The organism is Duganella sp. AC237 (assembly GCF_979254035.1).
Map to the genome: position 1 here is coordinate 5,612,488 of NZ_CEEDEW010000003.1, position 25,667 is coordinate 5,638,154.

Genomic DNA, 25,667 nt, shown 5'->3' on the forward strand with positions numbered 1-25,667 from the left:
GTGATGATGCGATAACTTAGCGCTTGCGCGGCGGCGGCAGGTCGGTGCAGACGCCTTCGTACACTTCGGCGGCCATGCCGATCGACTCGCCCAGGGTCGGGTGAGGATGGATCGTCTTGCCGATGTCGGTGCCGTCGCAGCCCATCTCGATCGCCAGGGCGATCTCGCCGATCATGTCGCCGGCATGCGTGCCGACCATGGTGCCGCCGATGATGCGGTGCGTTTCAGCGTCGAACAGCAGCTTGGTGAAGCCCTCTGCGCGGCCGTTGGCCACTGCGCGGCCGCTGGCGGCCCAAGGGAAGTGGCCCTTCTCGACCTTGATGCCCTTGGCTTTGGCTTCGTCCTCGGTGATGCCGGCCCATGCCACTTCCGGATCGGTGTAGGCCACCGATGGAATCACCTTCACGTCGAAGTGCGACTTCTGGCCGGCGGCGGCTTCCGCCGCGACGTGGCCTTCGTGCACCGCCTTGTGCGCCAGCATCGGCTGGCCCACCAGGTCGCCGATGGCGAAGATGTTCGGCACGTTGGTGCGCATCTGGCTGTCGACCGGGATGAAACCACGGTCGCTGACAACCACGCCGGCTTTTTCGGCGGCGATCTTCTTGCCGTTCGGGCTGCGGCCGACGGCGACCAGCACCAGATCGTAGATCTGCGGCGCTGGCGCGGTGGCGCCGGCTTCAGCGGCTTCGAAGGTGACTTTGATCCCTTCCGGCAGCGCTTCAACACCGACCGTTTTGGTCTTGGTCATGATGTTGTCGAAGCGTTTCTCGTTGAACTTCTGCCAGACCTTGACCGCGTCGCGGTCGGCGCCCTGCATCAAGCCGTCCATCATTTCGACGACGTCGATACGCGCGCCGAAGGTCGAGTACACGGTGGCCATTTCCAGGCCGATGATGCCGCCGCCGATGACCAGCATGCGTTTCGGGATCTGGCGCAGTTCCAGCGCGCCGGTCGAATCGACGATGCGTGGATCTTCAGGCACGAACGGCAGCTTCACAACCGCCGAACCGGCGGCGATGATGGCCTGCTTGAACTGCACGACCTTCTTGCTGCCGTCGCCGGCGGTCACTTCGATGTGGTTCGCGCTCAGGAACTGGCCGACACCGGTGACGATTTGCGTCTTGCGGGCCTTGGCCATGCCGGCCAGACCGCCGGTCATATTCTTGATGACGCCTTCCTTGTACTTGCGTACCTGGTCGATGTCGATGGTCGGCTTGGCGAAGGTAACGCCGGTGTTGGACATGTGTGCGGTTTCGTCGATCACCGATGCCACGTGCAGCAACGCTTTCGACGGAATGCAACCGACGTTCAGGCACACGCCGCCCAGCGTTTCGTAACGCTCGACGATCACCGTGTTCAGGCCCAGATCGGCGGCACGGAACGCGGCGGAGTAACCGCCAGGACCGCCACCCAGCACCATCATGTCGCAGTCGATGTCGACCTGGCCGGTGTAGCTGCTACCGGCTGGCGCGGCGATCGGCGCGGCGGCTGCCGGAGCAGGCGCTGGCGCCGCTGCGGCAGCAGATACTGCAGGTGCTGCCGTAGCAGGTGCCGGGGCCGCAGCCGCCGGCGCCGCAGCGGCGGCGCCAGCCGCCTCCTCGACCACCAGCAGCAACACGCCTTCCTTGACCTTGTCGCCAACCTTGACTTTGACTTCCTTCACCACACCTGCGTGCGACGAAGGGACTTCCATGCTCGCCTTGTCCGATTCGACGGTCACCAGCGACTGATCGACCTTGATCGTGTCGCCAACCTTGACCATCACCTCGATCACTTCAACTTCTGCGAAGTCGCCGATGTTCGGCACTTTCACTTCTGTGGTCATAGTCGCTCCTTACAGCAGAATTTTGCGCATGTCGCCGAGCACTTCGCTCAGGTACACGGAGAAGCGAGCACCCATCGCGCCGTCGACCACGCGGTGGTCGTAGGACAGCGAGGTACCCATCATCAGGCGAGGCTGGAAGGCCTTGCCGTCCCACACTGGCTTGATCGACGCCTTGGACAGGCCAAGGATCGCCACTTCCGGCGCGTTGACGATAGGCGTGAAGTGCGTGCCGCCGATGCCGCCCAGCGACGAGATGGTGAAGCTGGCGCCTTGCATATCGGTCGGTTTCAGCTTGCCTTCGCGCGCTTGCAGCGACAGGTCGGTCATCTCTTTGGCGATCTGCGAGACCGACTTCTGGTCCGCGTTCTTGATCACCGGGACCACCAGGCCGTTCGGCGTATCGGCCGCGAAGCCGACGTTGTAGTACTGCTTGAGGATCAGGTTTTCACCCTTCTCGTCGAGCGAGGCGTTAAACGACGGGAATTTCTTCAGCGCGGCGACCGATGCCTTGATGACGAAGGCCAGCATGGTCAGCTTGGCCGCATCCTTGTTCTTGGCATTGGCGTTGTTGGTCTCGACGCGGAATGCTTCCAGATCGGTGATGTCGGCTTCGTCGAACTGTGTGACGTGCGGGATCTGCACCCAGTTGCGGTGCAGGTTCGGGCCACTGATCTTCTTGATGCGCGACAGCGGCAGCAGTTCGGTCGGACCGAATTTGCTGAAGTCCAGCGACGGCCATGGCAGCACGCTGAAGTTGCCGCCACCACCAACACCGGAACCACCGCTGGCGGCGCCCGAAGGAGCAGCCACGGTACCGGCGATTACACCCTTGACGTAATTCTGCACGTCGATCTGGGTGATGCGGCCTTTAGGACCGGAGCCCGGCACCTTGAGCAGGTCGACACCGAGTTCGCGGGCGAACTTGCGGATCGACGGCGACGCGTGCGCCAGCTTGCCGGTTTGGACCGAGCCTTGCGACGCTGCCGGCGCGGCGGCTGCCGCAGCAGGAGCGGCCGCAGGCGCAGGCGCCGCGGCTGGAGCGGCTGCGGCAGCTGGAGCAGCCGAAGGTGCGGCAGCGGCAGGAGCGGCAGCGCCGCCAGTGGCTTCAACCACCAGCACGATCGAACCCATGGCGACCTTGTCGCCGACCTTGATCTTCACTTCCTTCACCACACCTGCGTGCGACGAAGGGATTTCCATGCTGGCCTTGTCCGATTCGACGGTCAGCAGCGACTGATCGACCTTGATCGTGTCGCCGACTTTGACCATCACTTCAATGACTTCCACTTCCTTGAAGTCGCCGATGTCCGGCACTTTGACTTCGACCGGACCGGCCGAAGCGGCTGGCGCGGCGGCTGGTGCGGGGGCCGCAGCTGGAGCGGCGGCAGCGGCGGCAGGCGCCGGCGCAGGAGCAGCGGCGGCAGCCGGCGCGGCTGCGGCGCCTTCAGCTTCCAACAACAGCAGCAGCGAACCCTCGGCGACCTTGTCGCCGACCTTGACCTTGATTTCCTTGACCACGCCGGCGGCGGACGAAGGAATCTCCATGCTGGCCTTATCCGATTCAACGGTGATCAGCGACTGATCGACCTTGATCGTATCGCCGACCTTGATCATCAACTCAATGATTTCAACTTCCTTGAAATCGCCGATATCCGGGACTTTAACTTCCACAATGCTCATAGCGTTTGCTCCGTATTCTATTTATTGGGTCACCGGATTTGGCTTGTTCGGATTCAGGCCGTACTTGACGACTGCTTCCTCAACCACCTTGACGTCGATCTTGCCTTCTTCGGCCAGCGATTTCAGCGCGGCGACCGTGATGTAGTAACGGTTCACCTCGAAGAACTCGCGCAGCGCGGCGCGGGTGTCCGAACGGCCGAAACCATCGGTGCCGAGCACGCGGTAGGTGCGGTCCTTCGGAATGAAGGCACGGATCTGTTCAGCAAAGGCGCGCATGTAGTCGGTCGTCGCAACGATAGGACCGGAGGTCTTCGACATCAACTGGGTCACGTAAGGAACACGGGCTTCCTTGGTCGGGTTGACCAGGTTCCAGCGCTCGGCGTCCTGGCCATCGCGTGCCACGAGGGTCAGCGACGGAGCGGACCACACGTCGGCGGCGATGTTCCAGTCGTTCTTCAGCAGTTCGGCGGCGAAGATCGATTCGCGCAGGATGGTGCCGGAGCCGATCAGTTGCACGCGCTGCTTGGCGTCTTTGTCGCCTTCCTGGAGCAGGTACATGCCCTTCAGGATGCCCTCTTCCTGGCCTGGCTTGATGCCTGGGTGCGGGTAGTTCTCGTTCATGATGGTGATGTAGTAGAACACGTCTTCCTGTTCTTCCACCATGCGGCGCATACCGTCCTGGATGATCACGGCGACTTCGTGGCCGAAGGTCGGATCGTACGGCATGCAGTTCGGTACGGCCGCCGCGAACAGGTGGCTATGGCCGTCTTCGTGCTGCAGGCCTTCGCCGTTCAGGGTCGTACGGCCGGCGGTGCCGCCCATCAGGAAGCCGCGCGAACGCATGTCGGCCGCTGCCCAGACCAGATCGCCGATACGCTGCATACCGAACATCGAGTAGTAGGTGTAGAACGGGATCATCACGCGATTGTTGGTCGAGTACGACGTCGCAGCGGCGATCCACGAGCTCATACCACCGGCTTCGTTGATACCCTCTTGCAGGATCTGGCCGGCCTTGTCTTCGCGGTAGTACATGACCTGGTCTTTGTCGACCGGCTCGTACAACTGGCCTTGCTGGTTGAAGATACCGACTTGACGGAACAGGCCTTCCATACCGAAGGTGCGCGACTCGTCGACCAGGATCGGGACGATGCGCGAACCAACGCTCGGGTCCTTCAGCAGCGTGGTCAGGATACGCACGAAGGTCTGGGTGCTCGACACTTCACGGCCTTCGGCGGTTGCATCCAGCACGTTCTGGAACGCGCTCAGTGGCGGCACGGTCAGTTTTTCGTCGGCTTGCTGGCGGCGGGCCGGCAGGTAGCCGCCCAGCGCGGCGCGGCGCTCGTGCAGGTACTTGATTTCCGGCGCGTCGTCGGCAGGCTTGTAGAACGGGATGTCGGCCAGCTTGTCGTCCGGGATCGGGATCGAGTAGCGGTCGCGCATTTCGCGCACGGCTTCGTCGGTCAGCTTCTTGGTGTTGTGCGCGGTGTTGCGCGCTTCGCCGTGCTTGCCCATGCCGAAGCCCTTGATGGTTTTCACCAGCAGGACGGTCGGCTGACCTTTGTGCTCTTGCGCGACCTTGAAGGCGGCGTAGATCTTGTGCGGATCGTGGCCGCCGCGGGTCAGGCGCCAGATGTCGTCGTCGGTCATGTTGGCGACCATTTCCAGCAGCTTCGGATGCTTGCCGAAGAAGTGCTTGCGCACGTAGGCGCCGTCCTTGGCTTTGTAGTTCTGGTATTCGCCGTCCAGCGTTTCCATCATCACTTTGCGCAGGATGCCTTCTTTATCCTGCTGCAGCAGCGCGTCCCAACCCGGGCCCCAGATGACTTTGACGACGTTCCAGCCGGCGCCGCGGAAGTCCGCTTCCAGCTCTTGAATGATCTTGCCGTTGCCGCGCACCGGGCCGTCCAGACGCTGCAGGTTGCAGTTGACGACGATGACCAGGTTATCGAGCTTCTCGCGCGCGGCCATGCCGATCGCGCCCAGCGATTCCGGTTCGTCCATCTCGCCGTCGCCGCAGAAGGCCCAAACCTTGCGGTCGGTGGTGTCGGCGATCGAGCGCGCGTGCAGGTACTTCAGGAAGCGCGCCTGATAAATCGCCATCAACGGCCCCAGGCCCATCGACACGGTCGGGAACTGCCAGAAGTCCGGCATCAGTTTCGGGTGCGGATACGACGACAGACCCTTGCCGTCGACTTCGCGGCGGTAATGGGTCAGTTGTTCTTCGGTCAAACGACCTTCCAGGAAGGCGCGGGCGTAGACGCCTGGCGACGAGTGGCCCTGGATGTAGAGCAGGTCGCCGCCGTGGCTTTCGCTTGGCGCCTTCCAGAAGTGGTTGAAGCCGATGCCCAGCATGTTGGCCAGCGAGGCGAACGAGGACAAGTGGCCGCCGAGGTCGCCATCGACGCGGTTGGCCTTGACGACCATTGCCATGGCGTTCCAGCGCATCCACGAGCGCAGCTTTTCTTCGTATTCCAGATTGCCCGGGCAGTGGACTTCCATGCTGGTCGGGATGGTGTTGACGTAGGCCGTATTGGCAGAGAACGGGATGTCCGAGCCGCTTTGGCGGGCCAGGTCGATCAGGCGTTCCATCAGGTAATGAGCACGTTCAGGCCCTTCTTGTTCCAGCACCGCGGCCAGAGCATCCAACCATTCTTTGGTTTCTTGCGAATCAGGGTCGGTGTTTGCCGTTACCTGGTCAAGTTGAGCTGACATGTATTAAGTCTCCTGAGTTAAGTGCCCGTTTTAGTCCGTTCTGGGCCAATGGAACGCTGTCTTTAATGAATTATTTACTATTACTTTAATGACGTGTGGGGATTCTAACAGTGATTTTTTGCTTTTTCAAACTATGATACGACATTTCGTATCGTGAAATTTCCCTATGTAAATCTTGTGCGCCGCAGCATGTCAAACTGCTTGGAAACGCGGCGCGGCGCGCCCCGGCGCTTTATAATCCTGCTTTCCCCTCCCACCTGGTTAAATCATGCCTGCTCAACTGATCGACGGAATCGCCCTCTCCCAAAAACTGCGCGCGGAAATTGCTGCACGTGCTGCCGCCCTCACCGCCAAAGGCAAAAAGCCCGGCCTGGCCGTGATCCTGGTCGGCGACGACCCTGCCAGTCACGTGTACGTGCGCAACAAGGTCAAGGGTTGCGAGGACGCCGGTTTTTACTCGTTGAAGGAGCAATACCCGGCCGACCTGACCGAGGCCGCCCTGCTCGAGCGCATCGCCGCCCTGAACGCCGATCCGGCCATCCACGGCATCCTGGTGCAAATGCCGCTGCCTAAACATATCAACCCGCACAAGGTCATCGAAGCGATCTCGACCACCAAGGACGTCGACGGCTACTCGGTGCTCAGCGCCGGCGAACTGATGACGGGCCTGGAAGGCTTCCGCCCTTGCACCCCGTACGGCTGCATGAAACTGATTGAAAGCACCGGCGTCGACCTGCGCGGCAAGCATGCGGTCGTCATCGGCCGCAGCAACACCGTCGGCAAACCGATGGCGCTGCTGCTCTTGCAAGCCAACGCCACCGTCACCATCTGCCATAGTGCGACGCCGGATCTGGGCCTGTACACCCGCCAGGCCGATGTCGTGGTCGCCGCCGTCGGCCGCCGCAACACGCTGACGGCCGACATGGTCAAGCCGGGCGCCATCGTCATCGACGTCGGCATGAACCGCGACGACGCCGGCAAGCTGTGCGGCGACGTGGATTTTGCCGGTGTTAAGGAAGTGGCGTCGCACATCACGCCGGTGCCGGGCGGCGTCGGTCCGATGACGATCACGATGCTGTTGATGAATACCGTAGAGGCGGCGGAACGCAGCTAACCGCGCACTTAAATACAACTTTTTGGAAGCTGACATGACCACAGACGCACAGAACCCCCTTCTCGATTTTTCCGGCCTGGCGCGTTTCGACGCGATCAAGCCCGAGCATGTCACCCCGGCCATCGACGACCTGCTGGCCAAGAGCCGCGCCGTCGTCGAGCAGTTGCAAACGCCATCGGAACAAGTAACATGGGAGAACTTCGTCACGCCGCTGGAGAACGCCACCGAGCTGCTGGGGCGCGCCTGGGGCATCGTCAGCCATCTGAACAACGTCGTCGACACGCCCGAGCTGCGCGCGACCTTCAACGAGAACCAGCCCAAGGTCACCGAATTCTGGACCGCGCTGGCGCAAAACGAGGCGCTGTTCGACAAATACAAGGCGCTGCGTGCCTCGCCCGAGTTCGCGACCCTGTCGCCGGCGCGCAAGCGCATCGTCGACAACGCCATCCGCGATTTCCGCATGGGCGGCGCCGAACTGCCTGCCGATAAGAAGGAACGCTTCGCCGCGATCCAGGAAGAGCACGCGTCGGTGTCGACCCGCTTTTCCGAAAACGTGCTCGACGCCACCAACGATTACAAGCTGCTGGTGACCGAGGAGGCCGACCTGGCCGGCCTGCCGGACGACGTCAAGGCTGCCGCCCGCGCCGCCGCAGAAAAGGACGGCAAGCAAGGCTTCCAGTTCTCGCTGCACTTCCCGTCCTATTACCCGATCCTGCAATTCGCCCACAAGCGCGAACTGCGCGAGACCGTCTACCGCGCCAACGCCACCAAGGCGTCCGAGCAAGGCGGGGTCTTCAGCAAAAAGGAAGAGTGGGACAACACGCAAAACATCGTCACCCTGCTCAAGCTGCGCGACGAGGAAGCCAAGCTGCTCGGCTACCAGAACTTCGCCGAAGTGTCGCTGGTGCCGAAGATGGCCAAGTCGCCTGAAGAGGTCGTCAACTTCCTCGAAGACCTGGCCAAGCGCGCGCGTCCGTTCGCCGAGAAGGATCTGGAAGAACTGCGCCAGTTCGCCAAGGCTGAGCTGGGCATCGACGAATTGAAGGCCTGGGATATTCCTTACGCGTCCGAGAAATTGCAGGAGCAGCGCTACGCGTTTTCCGCCCAGGAAGTGAAGCAGTACTTTCCCGAACATAAAGTTGTCGACGGCCTGTTCCGTTTGATCCAGAACCTGTTCACGGTCGAGATCAAACCGGACGACGCGCCTGTTTGGCACAAGGACGTGCGCTTCTTCCGCATCGAACGCGACGGCAAGCTGATCGGACAGTTCTACCTGGACCTGTACGCGCGCGCCGGCAAGAGCGGCGGCGCCTGGATGGACGACGCCCGTGGCCGCCGCGCAGACAAGCAGGCCGTGCAAACGCCGATCGCCTACCTGACCTGCAACTTCACCGAACCGGCAGTGGTCGACGGCAAGGTGCAGCCGTCGCTGTTCACGCACGATGAAGTGATCACGCTGTTCCACGAGTTCGGCCACGGCCTGCACCACATGCTGACGGCGGTCGACGAGCTGGGCGTGTCGGGCATCTCCGGCGTCGAGTGGGACGCGGTGGAACTGCCGTCGCAGTTCATGGAAAACTTCTGCTGGGAATGGGAAGTGCTGGAGCATATGACGGCCCACGCCGTCACCGGCGAACCTTTGCCGCGCGCGCTGTATGACAAGATGCTGGCGGCCAAGAATTTCCAGTCCGGTTTGCAGACCCTCCGCCAGGTCGAGTTCTCGCTGCTGGACATGCACTTGCACTACGACTACGACGCCAGTACCGGCAAGACCGTGCAGCAACTGATCGACGAAGTGCGCGCCAAGTTCGCGCTGATCATTCCGCCGGCGTTCAACCGCTTCCAGAATTCCTTCGGCCACATTTTCGCAGGCGGTTACGCGGCCGGCTACTACAGCTACAAGTGGGCCGAGGTGCTGTCCGCCGACGCCTACGCGGCCTTCGAGGAAGCCAAGGCGCTGGGCCCGTCGGCCACCACGGAAACGGGCAAGCGCTATCTGCAGGAAATCCTTTCGGTCGGCGGTTCGCGTCCGGCGCTCGAATCGTTCACCGCCTTCCGCGGCCGCGAGCCGAGCATCGACGCGCTGTTGCGTCACAGCGGTATGGCTGCCTGAATAAACGTCGTCTAAAAGATATACCGCCGCGCGCATCGGATGCCGATGTCGCGCGGCATTTTCATTTTCGGCGGCGTCGATAGCAACATCGATGCCAGCGCCAAAAACGGTTTTCGCATAAACTGGAATCACGCGGCCCGCGCCGCGCGCCATTCCCCTCTACAGAACAGAACAACAGCTATGACACGCATCGATTTCCACACCAACGTGCCGGACAAGATCGCCTACGCCTGCCGCTTGGTGCGCAAGGCCTGGGCGGCCAACCATCGCGTGGTGCTGATGGCGGAAGATGAGGCACAACTGGCTGCACTTAACGCGGCGATGTGGACATTTTCGGCGACCGACTTCCTGCCGCACGTGCTGGCCAGCGATCCGCTCGCGCCGCATACGCCGATCGTGCTCACCGACAACGATGAGGCGGAATTACCACACACCGAATTATTAGTGAATTTGTCGCGCCGCTCCTCGGCCAGGGTTGCCGAGTTCGAGCGCATGATCGAAGTGATTTCCTCCGACGAGGATGATGCGGCTGCCGGCCGCAAGCGCTATGTCGCCTACAAGCAGCAAGACTATCCACTTACCCACTTTGTCACAGGAAAATCATGAGCCAAGCCCAATCGTTTGACGCCAGTATCCCTGTATTGACGGAAGTCCTCAAAGCCGAGCCGCTGGGCGGGGACCTGCTGCCCGGCGAAACGGCCAACGCGCCGCTGACCACCTCCACCCGCGCCGAAATGGCCGCCCAGCTCGAAGCGGACGCCGTCGACGGCTGGAGCGACGCCGAATGGGTGATGCTGGAACACCGCCTGTCCGAGCGCATCATGGGCAAGCTGCAATCGCGCGTCGACTTCGTGCTCGAGCAGCGCATCAAGGACAGCATGGCCGAGGTCCTGACGCACGCGCTGCACGGCCTGACCAACGAGATCCGTATCGGCCTGCACGACACCATCGAGAAAATCGTCGCCCGCGCCGTATCGCAGGAGCTGACGCACCTGCAAGCGCAAAAGAAATAATCCTCACTCTCCTCCCGATCCGCGCCCGGACGGTGCGCGGATCGCCCCGTTTGCGCGCACCGCCGCACCAATTTTGGTAATGCATCATAGATCGCCGTACCAATTCTGGATCTGCATCAGAAAAGCGCAAAACTTTCGCGGTTCTTTCGTGTTTCCTCCTTTGCGCGGGCAATTATTTGTTGTACCTTTTGGCCTTGCAGAAAAAACTGCGGCGTTCACAAGACAGCCGTCGACTATTCAACCATTGGAGAATGTATATGCTGTTCAAATCTAAATTCATTCCACTCGCCATCGCCCTGGCTTTCGCCGGCAGCGCCAGTGCGCAAGAAGTGATCAAGATCGGCCACGTCGGCCCGGTCTCGGGTCCGTCGGCTCACCTCGGCAAGGACAATGAAAACGGCGCCAAGATGGCAGTCGAGGAATTGAACGCCAAAGGCTTCAAGATCGACGGCAAGCCGGTCAAATTCGTTCTGCAACTGGAAGACGACGCCAGCGATCCGAAACAAGGCACGGCGGTCGCGCAGAAGCTGGTCGACGCCAAGGTCAACGGCGTGATCGGCCACTTGAACTCGGGCACCAGCATCCCGGCCTCGAAGATCTACTACGACGCCGGCATTCCACAGATTTCCCCCGCCACCACGCAAACCAAATACACGCAGCAAGGCTTCAACTCGACGTTCCGCGTGGTCGCCAACGATGCCAAGCTGGGCAGCACGCTGGGCGCCTACGCGGTCGGCAAGATGGGCGCCAAGAAGATCGCCGTCATCGACGACCGCACCGCCTACGGCCAGGGCGTCGCCGACGAATTCATCAAGGGCGCCAAGAAAGCGCTGCCGGGCGTGCAAATCGTCGGCAAGGAATTCACCAACGACAAGGCCACCGACTTCAACGCCATCCTGACCACCATCAAGGGCAAGAATCCGGACCTGGTGTTCTTCGGCGGCATGGACTCGGTCGGCGGCCCGCTGCTGCGCCAGATGAAGGCGCTGGGCATCAAGGCCAAATACATGGGCGGCGACGGCATCTGCACCGAGCCGTTCGCCAAGCTGGCCGGCGATGCCGCCACCAACGGCACCGTGATCTGCGCCGAAGCGGGCGGTGTGTCGCCGGAGCAGCAAAAGAACATGGACGACTTCGTCGCCCGCTACAAGAAGAAATACAACGCCGACGTGCAGATCTACGCGCCGTACGTGTACGACGCCATCATGACGATGGCCACCGCGATGGCCGACGCCAAATCGTCGCAGCCGGCCAAGTACCTGCCGTTCCTGCACAAGATCAAGTACCAGGGCGTGACCGGTCTGATCTCGTTCGACCCGAAAGGCGACATCAAGGACGGCGCGCTGACCTTGTACACCTACACCGACGGCAAGAAAACCAAAGTCGAAGTTGTCAAATAAAAATGAGAAACGCACCCGTAGGTGCGTTTTTTTTGGCCGGCCAGAAGTGGACTACTTCTGCGCCAATACCCATTTGACCAGGGTCTTGGCTTCCGCCTCGCTCACCTGCGGGTTGGCCGGCATCGGGATCGCGCCCCAGGTGCCCGAACCGCCCTTGATCACTTTGGTGACCAGCTTGCCTTCGGCGTCCTTCTGGCCGGCGTATTTTGCCGCCACATCTTTATAGGCAGGGCCGACCAGCTTGGTCGCGACCGCGTGGCACGCCATGCAGTTCTTCGCCTTCGCCAGATCCAGGCCGGCATCCGCCATCGCCGCCGACGACGCGAACGCCATCGCCACTACCATCCCTACCATCATCAAATTGCGTTTCATTGTGCTCTCCAGTGTTAGTGCCCATGCGTTCCATCAACGCGTTCCATCAATGCGTGCTATCAATTCCGTGCTTTCGATCCGCCGATCATTCTACCGTGTTTTACTATTGTGCATTTAACGCATAAGCCGCCCAAGGGTTGACCCAGAATTAGAATATTGCTCCCAGTAAAGCTAGAATCTTTGTAAGATGAGGGCAGGAGGAAAACCAACATGCCTATCATTCTGCTGGTCGTGGCGCTATCCGCGCTGCGCTATTTTGAAGTGTGGAAGTTCGCCCAGCTCTCCTGGTGGTGGATCGTGGCGTTAAGCGTATTCGCCTTCGTCTGGTTCGAATTCCTGGAACCCCTGTTTGGCCTGGACAAACGAAAAGCGCATAACGAAGACGAACGCCGCCGCAAGGCCCGCGTTAAAGATAACTTCGACAACAAGTCGTAAGACCGCAACAGTGGCCGCAAAGCCCGCCACCTTCTTCTTTTGTTGCAGCATGCAAGTCGCCCGCCCGCGCCGCTAGTGCCGAACTCGCCCGCTTGCCCGTCGGCGCGTCATAACTAAGCCTTCTCTTACCCTACGTCAATACCGGCGCGCATTGTTGCGTCTCGACCAAAAGTGACTATTGGAGACTTTTTAAAGCAGAGCACTCACTAAGATGAATCGTCCGATATGCGGAATTCTCATTTGCATATGCGGATCATGACGGATCTCAGGAGGAAGTATGAAAGCGCGTAACATGACTATTGCGAAACGGCTGGGCATGGGATTTGGCCTCGTTTCGGTGTTTCTCATTGTAGTAATAGCGCTCGGATTGGTCAGCATGCGCCAGATCCAGAGCCGCATGGACGAGATTATCAACGTCAACGGCGTCGAAACCCGCCTGGCCCAAACCATGGATTTGACCGTCACCGAGCGCGCGCTGGCGATGCGCAATCTGATTTTGTTAAAAGAAGATAAAGAAATCCAGATCGAGATCAAACGCATTGCCGAGCAGGAGAAAAAATACGCCGCTGCCCAGGACAAAATGTCCGACATGTTCGGCAAGCTGGAAGAAACCTCGGCCGAGGAAAAGCAACTGCTGGACCAGATCAAGAAGCAGGCCGTGGTGGCCGCTCCGTTCATCCAGCGCGCCGCCGCGTTGGCGCTGGAGCAAAAACAGGACGAGGCGTACAAATTGCTGCGCTACGAATTCCGCCCGGTGCAAAAGGCTTGGTGGGAAATGCTACGCAAGCTGATCGCCGTCGAGGAGAAACAGAACCTGGAGGCCACCGAGGCGGCCGCCGCGGCTTATGACCGCGCGCGCACGGTGATGCTGATCATCGGCTCGCTGGCCCTGCTGACCAGCCTGGTCGCCGCCGTGCTGATCACGCGCGGCGTGGTGCGCGAACTGGGCTGCGAGCCGGAGCACGCCGCCGAGATCGCCGGCCAGATCGCCGCCGGCAACCTGGCCGTGCAGATCGACACCAGGCCGGGCGACAACCACAGCCTGCTGTTCGCGATGCGCTCCATGCGCGACAGCCTGGCGCAGATCGTCACCCAGGTGCACGCCAGCACCGAGACCATTTCCACCGCCGCGAGCCAGATCGCCTCCGGCAACCTCGACCTGTCCTCGCGCACCGAGCAGCAGGCCAGCACCCTGGAGGAAACCGCCTCGTCGATGGAGGAATTGACCAGCACCGTGCGCCTGAACACGGACCACGCGCGCCAGGCCAACGGCTTGGCCGAATCGGCTTCCAGCGTCGCCGTCAAGGGCGGCGCCGTGGTGGCGCAGGTGGTCGACACCATGGCCGCCATCAATATCTCGGCGCGCAAGATCGTCGACATCATCGGCGTCATCGACGGCATCGCCTTCCAGACCAACATCCTGGCGCTCAACGCGGCCGTCGAGGCGGCGCGCGCGGGCGAACAGGGACGCGGCTTCGCCGTCGTGGCCACCGAGGTGCGCAACCTGGCGCAGCGCTCGGCGGCGGCGGCCAAGGAGATCAAGGACTTGATCGGCGATTCGGTCGACAAGGTCGAAGCGGGCAACCGCCTGGTCGAACAGGCCGGAACGACGATGCACGAGGTGGTCGCCAGCGTCAAGCGCGTGACCGACATCATGTCCGAGATCATGTCGGCCAGCCAGGAGCAGTCGAACGGCATCGAGCAAATCAACACCGCCGTCACCCAGATGGACGACGTGACGCAGCAGAACGCCGCGCTGGTCGAGGAGGCCGCCGCCGCCGCGCAGGCGATGCAGGACCAGGTCAACAGCCTCAATCAGGTGGTCGGCATCTTCCGCGTCGAGGCGCAGGCGGGCGCGCTGCGCCAGCCCATGAAGGCGCTGGCCAAGGCCGCGCCGGTGCAGCGGCTGGCACATGCGCCAGCGCGCCCGCCGGTCAAGGCCAAGGTCGAGGCCAAGGTCGAGGCCAAGGTCGAGGCCAAGGCCGAGGCCAAAGCCAAGGCGCCGGCGCTGGCATCGGATAGCTGGGAACAATTTTAAGTCGCCGCGTCACTCGCCAACGGAGAAACGATCATGGGCAAACTGGATAAACTCGCACCCACCGGCGCGGCCGGCAACGTACCCCATCTTTTCTGGCACGCGAGCCAGGTGACGGCGCAGGCGCGCACGCACCAGGCGGGCCAGCAGGCGGCCACCGTGTGGCTCACCGGCTTGAGCGGCGCCGGCAAATCCACCCTGGCCTGCGCGCTGGAGAAAAGGCTGATGGCCGCCGGCCACATGGCCTACGTCCTCGATGGCGACAACCTGCGCCATCACCTGAACCGCGACCTGGGCTTCTCCCCTGCCGATCGCCGCGAGAACATCCGCCGCAGCGCGGAAGTGGCGCGGCTGATGAACGACGCCGGCCTGATCGTGATCTGCGCCTTCATCTCGCCCCTGCGCAGCGACCGCGAAATCGCCCGCGACATCATCGGCGGCGGCAATTTTGTCGAGACCTACGTCAGCACGCCGTGCGCCGTGTGCGAGGAGCGCGACCCCAAGGGCCTGTACGCCAAGGCGCGCGCCGGCCTGATACCGGAGTTCACCGGCGTCTCGGCGCCGTACGAGGTGCCGCTCGATCCGGCGATGTCGCTCGACACCGGCGAACTGTCGCTGGAGCAGTCCTGCGAACAGCTGCTCGAGCACCTGTCGTACCGCTTCCTCTGATCCCTATGAAATACGACGTCTTCAACGGCGACGCCGATGGCATCTGCGCGCTGCACCAGCTACGCCTGCACGCGCCGGCCGAGGCCACGCTGATCACCGGCGTCAAGCGCGATATCGAACTGCTGCGGCGCGTGCCGCAAGGCGCGGCCGAGGTGGTGGTGCTCGACATCTCGCTCGACGCCAACGCTGGCGAGCTGCGACGCCTGCTGGACGGCGGCGCGCGGATCGACTACTACGACCACCACTCGGCCGATTGCGCCTTCGAGCATCCCGGTCTGCGCCTGCATTGCGACGGCTCGGCCGACGTCTGCACCAGCATCCTGGTCGACCGCCAGATCGGTGGCCGCCATCGCCTGTGGGCCGTGACGGCGGCCTTCGGCGACAACCTGGAACAAGTCGGACAGACGATGGCGAAGGAGATGGGCCTGCGCGATGACGCCATCGCCGACCTGGCGCAGCTGGGCCAGACCATCAACTACAACGCCTACGGCGAATCCACGGAAGACCTGCACATCGCTCCCGAGGCGCTGTACCGCGAATTGAGCGGCTACGAAAATCCGTTCGACTTCATCGCCGCCAGCACCGTCTACCGCGACCTGCGCGAAGGCTACCGCGAAGACTGCGCCCGGCTGCACCAGCTGCAACCCTACCTGGAGCAGCCGGGCGGCGCCATCTACCTGCTGCCGGCGACGCCATGGTCGCGCCGAATCAGCGGCGTGCTGGCCAACCGGCTGGCGGCACGGCGCGACGGCGCATCCTTCGCCGTGCTCAATGAACGGGCCGACGGTTCGTATCTGGTCAGCGTGCGCTCCGGCGCCCCGTCGCTGCGCAGCGCCTGTGGACTATGCCGGCAATTCGACGGCGGCGGCGGCAGGGTCGCCGCCGCCGGCATCAACCATTTGCCGCGCCAGGAACTGGCCAGCTTCATGAAACGCTTTTGCGAGTACTTCGAATTGAAAGGAACATGGAATGACTACCGCCCCCAAAACTCCTGACCTCCCGGCTGCCCAGGGCGCCCGCCCGCGCCCCGTGATGATGATACCGCTGCGCCGCTGCGGCAGCCACGCGCTGCGCCTGCGCCTGAACATGTCGCCGCAATTCTATTCGCCCTACCCGCTGCACATCGTCGATCTGATGCCGCTGGTGCCGCTGTACGGCGACCTGCGCGACGACCGCAGCTACTTCCGCATGGTCACCGACGTGGTCGGGCTGCAGGCGGTGAGCATGGTCAAGTGGCCGGGCGCGGTGTTCGATCCGGTCGAGATCTTCGAAACCATCCGCAACCAGCCGCGCAACATCCACCGCGTGGTGTGGGAACTGCTGCTGCGCGCCGGCGAGCGCCAGCACGCCAGCGTGGTGATGGACAAGTCGCTCGACAGCGTGCACTACGCCGACCAGCAGATGGAGCTGTATCCGGATATGTTGTTCGTCAACGTGGTGCGCGATCCGCGCGCGCAGGTGGCGTCGATGAACCGGGCCATCATCCACGATTTCGACAGCCTGCTCAACGCGCAGACCTGGCTGGCCGCGCACCGCGCCGCCGACCATGTGCGACTGTGCTGGCCGGACCGGGTGCTGACGATACGCTATGAGGATTTCCTGTCGCAGCAGGAGGTCACGCTGCGAAAGGTGTGCGTTTTCCTCGGCATCGACTTTTTGCCGCAGATGCTGGACGTGGCGGGCTCGCAGGAGGCAAAGCAGCTCTCGCAATTGTCGGCGCTATGGTCGTCGAACTGCTATCCGCCGATCGCCGCCAATATCGACAAGTTCAAGCAGCAGCTGACGACTCCGGAGATCGATGTCATCGAAACGGTGACGGGCGAGTTCATGGACCGCTATGGCTACACGCGCTTGACGGCGGGGGATGCCGAGATCACGCCGGAATCGCGCGCGCAGGCGCGCGTGCGCTCGGACGAGGGCCGCGAGCGCGCGTGGCGCGATCTGGAACTGGATAATTTCAGGGATTATGTGCTGCGCCGCTGCCGCGCCGACTACCTGGCGCAGCTGGGGGCCAGGTTGACGCAGCAGGCGGCGCAACCGGGACGCAATACCATCGTCACGCTGGACGAGTTGGACCCGGCGGCGTTCGAGGTGACTGATTGAAGTCAGTCACCTTCAAAAGATAGCTTATCGCTTCAACTGCGACAAATCGCGCACGGCGCCACGGTCGGCGGAGGTGGTCAAGGCCGCATACGCCTGCAACGCCTGCGACACATAACGCTCGCGGTTGACCGGCTGCCAGGCGTCGCCGCCCTTCGCTTCCATCACCTGGCGGCGCGCGGCCAAATCGGCGTCGCTGATGCGCAGGTTGATGCTGCGGTTAGGGATGTCGATGTCGATCAAGTCGCCCTCTTCCACCAAACCGATGGCGCCACCCTCGGCCGCCTCCGGCGACGCGTGGCCGATCACCAGTCCCGACGAACCGCCCGAGAAGCGGCCATCGGTAAACAGCGCGCACGCCTTGCCCAAGCCCTTGGACTTGATGTACGAGGTCGGATACAGCATCTCCTGCATGCCAGGACCGCCTTTAGGTCCTTCGTAGCGGATGACGACGACATCGCCCTCGTGCACCGTATCGCCCAGGATCGCCTCGACCGCCGCATCCTGGCTCTCGAACACGCGCGCCTTGCCGCTGAATTTTAAAATGCTCTCGTCGACGCCGGCCGTCTTGACGATGCAGCCCTTCTCCGCCAGGTTACCGTACAACACAGCCAGGCCGCCATCCTGCGAATAGGCGTGCGCCTTGTCGCGGATGCAGCCGGTGCTGCGGTCCAGGTCCAGCGTCGCGAAACGTTCCGACTGCGAAAACGCCGTCTGCGTCGGCACGCCGCCAGGCGCGGCGCGGAACAGCTGGTGCACCGCCGGATCGTCGCTGCGTTTGACGTCGTTGCGTTCGATCGCCTCGGCCATGGTCGGCGCGTGGATGGTCGGCAGCGACGTGTCGAGCAGGCCGCCGCGCGCCAGTTCGCCCAGGATGCCGATGATGCCGCCGGCGCGGTGCACGTCTTCGATGTGGTACTTGTCCGTCATCGGCGCGACCTTGCACAGGCATGGGACCTTGCGCGAGATGCGGTCGATGTCGGCCATGTTGAAGTCGACGCCCGCCTCGTGCGCGGCAGCCAGCAGGTGCAGCACGGTGTTGGTGGAGCCGCCCATCGAAACGTCGAGCGCCATGGCGTTTTCAAACGCGGCCTTGGTGGCGATGGAGCGCGGCAGCACCGAGTAGTCGTCCTGCTCGTAGTGGCGCTTGGCAAGTTCCACCACCAGGCGGCCGGCGCGCAGGAACAGCTGCTCGCGGTCCGAGTGCGTGGCGAGGATCGTGCCGTTGCCCGGCAGGGCCAGGCCCAGCGCTTCGGTCAGGCAGTTCATCGAGTTCGCGGTGAACATGCCCGAGCACGAACCGCAGGTCGGACAGGCCGAACGCTCGATCTCTGCGACGTCGGCATCGCTGACGGTTTGATCGCCGGCCTTGATCATGGCGTCGACCAGATCGAGCTTGATGATCTTCTGCGTGCCATTGACGACCTTGACCACCTTGCCGGCCTCCATCGGGCCGCCCGAGATGAACACCACCGGAATATTGATGCGCATGGCCGCCATCAGCATGCCCGGCGTGATCTTGTCGCAGTTGGAGATGCAGACCATCGCGTCGGCGCAGTGGGCGTTGACCATGTACTCGACCGAGTCGGCGATCAGGTCGCGCGACGGCAGCGAATACAGCATGCCGCCGTGGCCCATGGCGATGCCGTCGTCGACGGCGATGGTGTTGAATTCCTTGGCGACGCCGCCGGCCTTTTCGATCTCGCGCGCCACCAGCTGTCCCAGGTCCTTCAGGTGCACGTGGCCGGGCACGAACTGCGTGAAGGAGTTGACCACGGCGACGATCGGCTTGTCGAAATCGCCATCCTTCATGCCGGTGGCGCGCCACAGGGCGCGCGCGCCGGCCATGTTGCGGCCGTGGGTGGTGGTGCGGGAACGATATACAGGCATGATGTTTCTCCAATGATAAGGCGGCTCTAAGGCTTTGAGCGTAGCCTGACAGATTGCCTTGCCCCTGTACCGGTGTCAAATATATGATTTTCGACTCTGTGAGTCGTATAAAATATCACCAGATTGAATTTCAATACAAACACATATGAATCTGGAACTGAGGCAGCTGCGCTATTTCGTCACCGTGGCCGAGGAACTCCACTTCGGCAAGGCCGCACTGCGCCTGCACATGACGCAGCCGCCGCTGTCGCAGACCATCCAGGCGCTGGAGCAGCTATTGGGCGCGGCGCTGTTCGAGCGTAGCCGCCGTGGCGTGGCGCTGACGCCGGCCGGTATCGCACTGCTGCCGGAGGCCAGGCGGATGCTGGCGCAGGCGCAGGAACTGCCGCAGCTGGTACAGCGAGCCGCCGCCGGCGAGATTGGGCGCCTGACCCTGGCCTTCGTCTCCTCGGCCGACTACAGCGTGCTGCCGCCCTTCCTGCGCGCCTACCGCGCCGCCTATCCGCAAGTGCAGATCACGCTGCAGGAAGCGACCTCCGACCTGCAGCTCGACGACCTGCTGCACAACCGCATCGACGCCGGCCTGCTGATCCCCCCGCTGCCCGACAAGGCCAAACTGGAACTGGACTACCTGCCGGTGCTGAACGAGCCGCTGGTGCTGGCCGTGCCGGCCGGCCTGCTGGCGAAAAAGGGCAAGGTGGCGCTGGCCGCCCTGCCACGGTTGCCGCTGATCGTGTTCCCGCGCGCGATCTCGCCGGCGCTGTACGACGCCATCCTCTCGGTGTTCCGCGACGCCGGCATCACGCCGGAGATCGGCCAGCAGGCGATCCAGATGCAGACCATCGTCAGCCTGGTCTCGGCCGGCATGGGCATGGCGCTGGTGCCGCAGTCGGTCTCCAACCTGATGCGGCCCGGGGTAGAATACCGGGCCTTGGCCGACACCGGCCCGCTGGTCGAAACAGGCCTGGCCTGGCGCCGCGACAATGCGTCGCCGGTGCTGCGCGGCTTTTTGGAACTACTGAATAAGAACTTAGGAAAGAACGCCTTATGCTGATACATCCGATGCCCGACCCGGTCGCCATTCATCTGGGACCGGTCGCGATCCACTGGTATGGCCTGATGTACGTGCTGGCCTTCGCCCTGTTCATCACCCTGGGCCGGGTGCGCATCAAGCAGCCGCACATCGCCGCGCAGGGCTGGCGCAAGGAGGACCTGGACGACATGCTGTTCTACGGGATGCTCGGCGTCGTCATCGGCGGCCGCCTGGGCGAGGTGCTGTTTTACGAGCCGGTCAAATACTTCTCCAACCCGATCGAGATCTTCAAGATCTGGCATGGCGGGATGTCGTTCCACGGCGGCTTCCTCGGCGTGCTGATCGCGATGGCGGTGTGGGCGCGCCGCGCGGGCCGCAACCTGCTCGACGTCTACGACTTCATCGCGCCGCTGGTGCCGCTGGGTTATGCGGCCGGGCGCCTGGGTAACTTCATCAACTCCGAGCTGCCGGGCCGCGTGGTGTCCGATCCGTCGCTGCCATGGGCGATGATGTGGCCGGACATTTCGTATCCGCTGTTCCCCAATCCGGTGTTCCTGCAAGGGCCGCGCCACCCGTCGCCGATCTACCAGATGCTGATCGACGGCCTGCTGGTGTTCGTGATCCTGTGGCTGTATGCGCGCAAGGAGCGTCCGCGCCTGGCGGTGGGCGCCTTCTACACCTTGCTGTACGGGTGCGCGCGCTTCTTCACCGAGTACTTCCGCACGCCCGACTGGGAGACCACCGTCCTGGGCATGCCGATCACCTCCGGCCAGGTGCTGTCGCTGCCGATGATCGTCGGCGCCATCGCCATGCTGGTGTGGGCCTACAAGGTCAAACAGAAAGGCCGCGCGCCGATCATTTCTTCAAAAGCTTGACGATCGCCTTCCATTGCGCCGCGGTGACGGGCGTGATGGACAGGCGGCTGCCCTTCTGCAGCACCACCATATCCTCCAGCGCCGTGATGGTCCGCATCTCGGCCAGCGACAGCAGACGGGTTTTCTCCGTCCCCTTCACATCGACCGAAATCCAGCGCGGCTGCTCCGGCGTCGCCTTGGCGTCGTAGTACTTGCTCTTCTTGTCGAACTGCGTGGCGTCGGGATACGGCCCCCCCACCACCACCGCCAGGCCGGCGATGCCAGGCTCCGGGCAGCTCGAATGATAAAACAGCACGCCGTCGCCGTCCTGCATCTGGTCGCGCATGAAATTGCGCGCCTGGTAGTTGCGCACGCCGAACCACGGCGTGGTGTGATCCTTCGACGCCATCACGTCGTCGATGCTGACTTCATCGGGCTCGGACTTCATCAACCAGTATTGCATCGCTTTTCTCCAGACGAAAAAAAGCGGCTGCGCATTCACATGCTAACAACCGCTTTCTAGGATTAGGCCCCGCCTGTGCCGTCTTTGCCGGCATCCCGAACCAAACGGTTCAAGGTGGTCACAGTTAGTTCAATTTCGGGTTCATCGGTCTAGCGACGCTCACGCCCATCGAACAAAATTCCGCAACCGGTGCACATAAATGGTTCAAGGAATATATGGCAATCGCGAACACCGCAGGGTACGAAGAAGTTTACTCTTTTGTCCGCCGCAAAGGAAGGAGTTTAGCGAATTAAAACAGGGTTTCTTGTGGAGTCAGTGCGCTATCGAGCACTTTGTGCATGGCGCTGATCTTGGTTTGCACTTCCAGGATCGACATGTCGGACAACGGCCCCTGCGGCGATTTCACCGACAGGAATTCCGCCGCCATGCCCAGCGCGGCCATCACGGCGATGCGGTCGTTGCCCTTGATCTTGCCACCGTCGCGGATGCTGGTCATCTTCTTGTCCAGCAAAGCGGCCGCTTCGCGCAGCGCGCGCTCTTCCTCGGGCTTGCACACCAGACGGTATGGTTGTCCCATGATGGACACATCCAGCTGAATCATCGTACATCCTCTTTTTCAGGCAGATGGTCGGCTGCGGGTTGCTCAACATCGTCCTGGTCGGACTCGGACGTCGACTCGTCCTCCAGCGCGGGCACTTTTTCCAGCAACGCCACGATCCTGCCGGACGCTTCGCTGAGGCGGCGCTGATAGCCCATGTTCTCAACCACGAGTGCGGCATTGGCTTGGCGCAACTGAGCATTCTCGCGGCGCAAGGCGTTGGTCATCTCGGCCAACTGGTCGATCTTGTCGGATAGTTCTTCGAATTCGGAAATCATCCCGCCACTATAGGCAGCGCGCGGGGCGCCGTCAACCGAATCAGGCGACGGCAGCCCCATTTTGGTGCTGCCGTCCCACGATTTAATTAATAGCTAAGAATGCAAGACACAATCTTATTACTTTACCAGCCTCATTACTTTACCTGCGGCTCGATTGTCACGTGGCCTTCGATGCCGCTGCCCTGACCGGGCTCGGCTTCGACGATCACATTGATCTCACGTTTGCCAGTGCCCGCCGGCAATAGCAAGTCCAGCGGCGCGGGTGCATAAGTGTCCTTCTTCCCGACCAGCGCGCCGTCGATCCACACCTCGGCCTTGCCGCGGATGCCGCCGAAGCGGATCAAGCCGTTGCCGTTGGCGAGGTTCTTGCGCGGCGTGAAGCTGGAGCGGTACAGGTGGTACCTGGCGCCCGCGTCGGCCCACAGCGGCGGCGAACCCCAGCCCCAGGTGTTCATATCGAAGCCGGCCAGTTTCTGGTTCGGGTCCGGACGCTGGTCGCTGACCGGCGCCACGCGCCAGCTGCGCACGAAGGTGGTCGGCGCGTCGGCGCTGGTGACGAACGGCTCTGGCACCACCGCCTTGACCGGAATCGAGATCTTCGCCGCGCTCAGGCCGGGCGCCGTGGCGACCACGTTGACGGCCTCCTTGCTGTCCCAGTTGGTCTGCACGATCAATTGCGCCAGGCCGTTGAACAGGCGGCGCGTGGCGCCCTTCTCATCCTCGTGCGAGGTCGGATCGCCGTTGCCGTGACCGATCGAACGGCCGCCGCCCGTCACCGCGAAGGTGACGTTGGCATCGGCCAGCGGCACCGCGCGGCCTTGCGCGTCAAGTGCGCGCACGGTGATCGGCATGGCGTCGCGGCCATCGCCGGCCAGCTGCGCGCGGTCCGGCACCAGCTCCAGCGCGACGGCAGCGCCGGTGGTTTCCACCGACGTGCGCGCGACTTCCTTGCCGCCGCGATAACCGACCGCCTCCAGCTTGCCCGGCGCGTAGGCGACGTTGAAGAAGTTCATGCGGAACGGATCGACCTGCTGCTCGCCAAGCGCTTTGCCGTTCAACAGCAGCTGCACCTTTTCGACATTGGCCATCACCATCACGCGGATGTCCTTGCCCTCGCTGCCGCTCCAGTTCCAGTGCGGCGCGATGTGGATCAGCGGACGGTCCTTGATCCACTGGACCTGGTGGATGTAGTAGGCGTTCTTCGGGAAGCCGTTCAAATCCATGATGCCGAATACCGAGCTGACGGCCGGCCAGTCGTTCGGCGTCGGTTCGCCGCGATAATCGAAGCCGGTCCAGACAAAGCCGCCGGCGACGTAAGGACGGGTGGCGATCGCCTCCCAGGCGTCGCGGTGGGTGTTGCCCCACTGGGCCGCGTCGGCCAGGTCGTCGTAGCTGGCGATGATGCCCTTTTCCTTGATGGTCTTGAACTCGCCGCGCGTCATGAAGGCCGACGTGTCCTCGGAGCTGGTGAACGGCTTGTTCGGGAAGGCCTTGTGATAGCGGTCGTAATCAGGTACCTGGTAGTTGGCGCCGACCACGTCGACCGCGTGCGACACATTCAGGTCGCTGAAGAAGCCGCCGTTCATCGCCGCCGTCACGGGACGCGTGTCGTCCAGCGATTTGACCACGGCCGCCATGCGGCGCACCATCTCGTAGCCCACTTCCGAGCCCTGCACCGGCTCCTCGTTAAACACCGACCACAGGACGATGCCCGGATGGTGGCGGTCGCGCTTGACCATCCACTCCAGCTGCTTCATGTAGTCCGGCGACGGATTGAAGTTGCGGTTTTCGTCCATGACGACAAAGCCCATGCGGTCGACCATGTCCAGCACTTCGGCCGCCGGCGCGTTGTGCGAGAAGCGGATCGCGTTCACGCCCAGCTCCTTCAGACGGCGCAGGCGGTATTCCCACACCGAATCCGGAATCGCCACGCCGACGCCGGCGTGGTCCTGGTGGATGCACACGCCCTGCAGTTTGAGGTGCTGGCCGTTCAGGAAGAAGCCTTGCTGGGCGTCGAAGCGGATGGTGCGGAAGCCGGTGTGCAGCGACACTTCATCCTGCGCCGTGCCGTCCTGGATCACCCGCGTGGTGACGCGATACAGATTGGTTTTCTCGATCGACCACAGGGCCGGATCGTTGATGGAGAACGGCAGCTTGACGACGGCGTCCTTCAAGACACCGATGGAGGCTTTGGCGGTCTGGCGGCCGACCTGTTTGCCGGCCGGGTCGAACAGCGTGACTTCGACGGTGACATCGGAGACCTTCTTGCCGCTGTTGTTGACGGTGACTTCCACCGGCAAAGTCCAGAGCTGACGATTGCCAATGCGTTTGCCCGCGCGCGGCACGGCGTACACGCCGTCGGTCGCCACGTGCACCGGCGCGCGCTTGACCAGCCACGCGTGGCGGTACATGCCGGCGCCCTCGTACCACCAGCCTTCCATCGCCTCGGCGTCGGCGCGGATCGAGATGGTGTTGAGCGAGTCGCCGTAGTTCAGATACGGCGTGATGTCGATGTTGGACGCGTTGTAGCCGGACCAGTTGCGGTTGACCACATTGCCGTTGACCCAAACCGTGGCGTGGGTGGCGATGGCGTCGAACTGCAGCTCGAAATGACGGCCGCGATCGGCCGGGTCGACCTTCAGGTAGCGGCGATACCAGCCGATGCCGCGCGGGCGATATCCTTGCGAGATATTGGCCTTCTGGTCGAACGGACCTTCGACGGCCCAATCGTGCGGCAGGTCGAGGCGGCGCCAGTCGGAGTCGTCGAATTCGGTGCCGGCCGCGCCGGGCGCGTTGCCGGCCTTGGCGTTGCTATACGATTCCTCGTGGCCGACGATGGGCGGCTGGACGACGTCGCCCAGATGGAACAGCCAGCCGCGATCGAGCGACAGGCGCTCGCGCCCCGCTTTGACGTCGGGCTTGGCGGAAGTGTTGGAGGTGGTGGCCGCATCGGCGGAAACGCAGGCCGCGAGCAGCATAACGGCGGCGCCAAAGCGCCGCCAATTGAAGATGTTGGAATTCAAATTGGACTCCCGGTAGGCGAAACCCGCAAACCTGGGGTCGTACCCGATGGGTACGACCCC

At 62.8% G+C, this 25,667-nt stretch carries 21 protein-coding genes and 1 other RNA gene; 12 read left to right on the forward strand and 10 right to left on the reverse strand.

The genetic code is table 11. The features are described from left to right. Positions 1-16: 16 nt before the first annotated feature. From lpdA to aceE, 3 genes are read right to left on the reverse strand one after another with little or no spacing between them, the layout of a single operon-like run. Positions 17-1,825, reverse strand: a complete 1,809-nt coding sequence (gene lpdA, locus AC0IYS_RS24915; RefSeq protein ID WP_471707683.1) for a dihydrolipoyl dehydrogenase — start codon at positions 1,823-1,825, stop codon at positions 17-19. Positions 1,826-1,834: 9 nt separating this feature from the next. Then, positions 1,835-3,505 (reverse strand): dihydrolipoyllysine-residue acetyltransferase, encoded by a 1,671-nt coding sequence (gene aceF, locus AC0IYS_RS24920; protein ID WP_471707684.1) that lies wholly within the window; start codon positions 3,503-3,505, stop codon positions 1,835-1,837. Between the two features lie 21 nt (positions 3,506-3,526). After that, positions 3,527-6,217, reverse strand: a complete 2,691-nt coding sequence (aceE, locus tag AC0IYS_RS24925) for a pyruvate dehydrogenase (acetyl-transferring), homodimeric type (RefSeq protein ID WP_471707685.1) — start codon at positions 6,215-6,217, stop codon at positions 3,527-3,529. 268 nt (positions 6,218-6,485) lie between these two features. Here aceE and folD point away from each other — a divergent pair, with 268 nt between their 5' ends. The 5 genes from folD to AC0IYS_RS24950 all read left to right on the forward strand — a co-directional run bounded on the left by folD (position 6,486) and on the right by AC0IYS_RS24950 (position 11,857). Further along, positions 6,486-7,331 (forward strand): bifunctional methylenetetrahydrofolate dehydrogenase/methenyltetrahydrofolate cyclohydrolase FolD, encoded by an 846-nt coding sequence (folD, locus tag AC0IYS_RS24930; RefSeq protein ID WP_315222831.1) that lies wholly within the window; start codon positions 6,486-6,488, stop codon positions 7,329-7,331. Between the two features lie 34 nt (positions 7,332-7,365). Then, a complete protein-coding gene (locus AC0IYS_RS24935) occupies positions 7,366-9,444 on the forward strand; it encodes a M3 family metallopeptidase (RefSeq protein ID WP_471707686.1) in 2,079 nt (692 codons plus the stop codon). Between the two features lie 180 nt (positions 9,445-9,624). Beyond that, positions 9,625-10,050 carry a DNA polymerase III subunit chi gene (locus AC0IYS_RS24940; protein WP_471708935.1) on the forward strand — a complete coding sequence of 142 codons (426 nt, stop codon included), beginning with the start codon at positions 9,625-9,627 and terminating at the stop codon, positions 10,048-10,050. Continuing rightward, entirely contained in the window at positions 10,047-10,457 is a 411-nt protein-coding gene (locus AC0IYS_RS24945) for a hypothetical protein (RefSeq protein ID WP_471707687.1), read from the forward strand. The genes AC0IYS_RS24940 and AC0IYS_RS24945 overlap by 4 nt, the downstream gene beginning before the upstream one ends. Before the next feature lie 257 nt (positions 10,458-10,714). After that, a complete protein-coding gene (locus AC0IYS_RS24950) occupies positions 10,715-11,857 on the forward strand; it encodes a branched-chain amino acid ABC transporter substrate-binding protein (protein ID WP_471707688.1) in 1,143 nt (380 codons plus the stop codon). Between the two features lie 51 nt (positions 11,858-11,908). Here AC0IYS_RS24950 and AC0IYS_RS24955 read toward each other — a convergent pair whose 3' ends face one another. After that, complete coding sequence (locus tag AC0IYS_RS24955) at positions 11,909-12,229, reverse strand: c-type cytochrome (RefSeq protein ID WP_471707689.1); 321 nt, start codon at positions 12,227-12,229, stop codon at positions 11,909-11,911. Positions 12,230-12,439: 210 nt separating this feature from the next. Between AC0IYS_RS24955 and AC0IYS_RS24960 the strand changes: the two genes are divergently transcribed. The 5 genes from AC0IYS_RS24960 (at position 12,440) to AC0IYS_RS24980 (ending at position 17,471) form a co-directional block, all read left to right on the forward strand. Continuing rightward, complete coding sequence (locus AC0IYS_RS24960) at positions 12,440-12,664, forward strand: TIGR04438 family Trp-rich protein (RefSeq protein ID WP_471707690.1); 225 nt, start codon at positions 12,440-12,442, stop codon at positions 12,662-12,664. 292 nt (positions 12,665-12,956) lie between these two features. Then, entirely contained in the window at positions 12,957-14,702 is a 1,746-nt protein-coding gene (locus AC0IYS_RS24965) for a methyl-accepting chemotaxis protein (protein WP_471707691.1), read from the forward strand. A gap of 33 nt (positions 14,703-14,735) precedes the next feature. Then, positions 14,736-15,368, forward strand: coding sequence for an adenylyl-sulfate kinase (gene cysC / locus AC0IYS_RS24970; protein ID WP_471707692.1), 633 nt, complete (start codon positions 14,736-14,738; stop codon positions 15,366-15,368). A gap of 5 nt (positions 15,369-15,373) precedes the next feature. Continuing rightward, positions 15,374-16,363, forward strand: coding sequence for a hypothetical protein (locus AC0IYS_RS24975; protein ID WP_471707693.1), 990 nt, complete (start codon positions 15,374-15,376; stop codon positions 16,361-16,363). Next, complete coding sequence (locus AC0IYS_RS24980; RefSeq protein ID WP_471707694.1) at positions 16,338-17,471, forward strand: sulfotransferase family protein; 1,134 nt, start codon at positions 16,338-16,340, stop codon at positions 17,469-17,471. Before AC0IYS_RS24975 ends, AC0IYS_RS24980 begins: the two co-directional genes overlap by 26 nt. 24 nt (positions 17,472-17,495) lie before the next feature. On the opposite strand, the gene ilvD is transcribed toward AC0IYS_RS24980, so the two are convergent. Then, positions 17,496-19,358 (reverse strand): dihydroxy-acid dehydratase, encoded by a 1,863-nt coding sequence (gene ilvD, locus AC0IYS_RS24985; RefSeq protein WP_471707695.1) that lies wholly within the window; start codon positions 19,356-19,358, stop codon positions 17,496-17,498. Between the two features lie 145 nt (positions 19,359-19,503). Here ilvD and AC0IYS_RS24990 point away from each other — a divergent pair, with 145 nt between their 5' ends. Next, positions 19,504-20,412 (forward strand): LysR family transcriptional regulator, encoded by a 909-nt coding sequence (locus AC0IYS_RS24990; RefSeq protein ID WP_471707696.1) that lies wholly within the window; start codon positions 19,504-19,506, stop codon positions 20,410-20,412. Continuing rightward, on the forward strand, positions 20,406-21,266 hold the full coding sequence (gene lgt, locus AC0IYS_RS24995; RefSeq protein ID WP_471707697.1) for a prolipoprotein diacylglyceryl transferase: 861 nt from the start codon (positions 20,406-20,408) through the stop codon (positions 21,264-21,266). Before AC0IYS_RS24990 ends, lgt begins: the two co-directional genes overlap by 7 nt. On the opposite strand, the gene AC0IYS_RS25000 is transcribed toward lgt, so the two are convergent. The 5 genes from AC0IYS_RS25000 to galA form a co-directional block, all read right to left on the reverse strand. Then, on the reverse strand, positions 21,247-21,708 hold the full coding sequence (locus tag AC0IYS_RS25000; protein WP_471707698.1) for an EVE domain-containing protein: 462 nt from the start codon (positions 21,706-21,708) through the stop codon (positions 21,247-21,249). The genes lgt and AC0IYS_RS25000 overlap by 20 nt on opposite strands. Before the next feature lie 62 nt (positions 21,709-21,770). Beyond that, a non-coding RNA gene (ssrS, locus tag AC0IYS_RS25005) (6S RNA) lies at positions 21,771-21,951 on the reverse strand. A gap of 46 nt (positions 21,952-21,997) precedes the next feature. Then, entirely contained in the window at positions 21,998-22,309 is a 312-nt protein-coding gene (locus AC0IYS_RS25010) for a cell division protein ZapA (RefSeq protein ID WP_463454516.1), read from the reverse strand. Continuing rightward, complete coding sequence (locus AC0IYS_RS25015) at positions 22,306-22,644, reverse strand: hypothetical protein (protein ID WP_471707699.1); 339 nt, start codon at positions 22,642-22,644, stop codon at positions 22,306-22,308. The genes AC0IYS_RS25010 and AC0IYS_RS25015 overlap by 4 nt, the downstream gene beginning before the upstream one ends. A 74-nt stretch (positions 22,645-22,718) precedes the next feature. Continuing rightward, on the reverse strand, positions 22,719-25,607 hold the full coding sequence (galA, locus tag AC0IYS_RS25020) for a beta-galactosidase GalA (RefSeq protein ID WP_471707700.1): 2,889 nt from the start codon (positions 25,605-25,607) through the stop codon (positions 22,719-22,721). Positions 25,608-25,667: the final 60 nt, after the last annotated feature.

Coding starts and splice junctions, on each gene's coding strand:
- lpdA (WP_471707683.1), bottom strand. CDS start 1,825: ATGACCACAGAAGTGAAAGTGCCGAACATCGGCGACTTCGCAGAAGTT.
- aceF (WP_471707684.1), bottom strand. CDS start 3,505: ATGAGCATTGTGGAAGTTAAAGTCCCGGATATCGGCGATTTCAAGGAA.
- aceE (WP_471707685.1), bottom strand. CDS start 6,217: ATGTCAGCTCAACTTGACCAGGTAACGGCAAACACCGACCCTGATTCG.
- folD (WP_315222831.1), top strand. CDS start 6,486: ATGCCTGCTCAACTGATCGACGGAATCGCCCTCTCCCAAAAACTGCGC.
- AC0IYS_RS24935 (WP_471707686.1), top strand. CDS start 7,366: ATGACCACAGACGCACAGAACCCCCTTCTCGATTTTTCCGGCCTGGCG.
- AC0IYS_RS24940 (WP_471708935.1), top strand. CDS start 9,625: ATGACACGCATCGATTTCCACACCAACGTGCCGGACAAGATCGCCTAC.
- AC0IYS_RS24945 (WP_471707687.1), top strand. CDS start 10,047: ATGAGCCAAGCCCAATCGTTTGACGCCAGTATCCCTGTATTGACGGAA.
- AC0IYS_RS24950 (WP_471707688.1), top strand. CDS start 10,715: ATGCTGTTCAAATCTAAATTCATTCCACTCGCCATCGCCCTGGCTTTC.
- AC0IYS_RS24955 (WP_471707689.1), bottom strand. CDS start 12,229: ATGAAACGCAATTTGATGATGGTAGGGATGGTAGTGGCGATGGCGTTC.
- AC0IYS_RS24960 (WP_471707690.1), top strand. CDS start 12,440: ATGCCTATCATTCTGCTGGTCGTGGCGCTATCCGCGCTGCGCTATTTT.
- AC0IYS_RS24965 (WP_471707691.1), top strand. CDS start 12,957: ATGACTATTGCGAAACGGCTGGGCATGGGATTTGGCCTCGTTTCGGTG.
- cysC (WP_471707692.1), top strand. CDS start 14,736: ATGGGCAAACTGGATAAACTCGCACCCACCGGCGCGGCCGGCAACGTA.
- AC0IYS_RS24975 (WP_471707693.1), top strand. CDS start 15,374: ATGAAATACGACGTCTTCAACGGCGACGCCGATGGCATCTGCGCGCTG.
- AC0IYS_RS24980 (WP_471707694.1), top strand. CDS start 16,338: ATGACTACCGCCCCCAAAACTCCTGACCTCCCGGCTGCCCAGGGCGCC.
- ilvD (WP_471707695.1), bottom strand. CDS start 19,358: ATGCCTGTATATCGTTCCCGCACCACCACCCACGGCCGCAACATGGCC.
- AC0IYS_RS24990 (WP_471707696.1), top strand. CDS start 19,504: ATGAATCTGGAACTGAGGCAGCTGCGCTATTTCGTCACCGTGGCCGAG.
- lgt (WP_471707697.1), top strand. CDS start 20,406: ATGCTGATACATCCGATGCCCGACCCGGTCGCCATTCATCTGGGACCG.
- AC0IYS_RS25000 (WP_471707698.1), bottom strand. CDS start 21,708: ATGCAATACTGGTTGATGAAGTCCGAGCCCGATGAAGTCAGCATCGAC.
- AC0IYS_RS25010 (WP_463454516.1), bottom strand. CDS start 22,309: ATGATTCAGCTGGATGTGTCCATCATGGGACAACCATACCGTCTGGTG.
- AC0IYS_RS25015 (WP_471707699.1), bottom strand. CDS start 22,644: ATGGGGCTGCCGTCGCCTGATTCGGTTGACGGCGCCCCGCGCGCTGCC.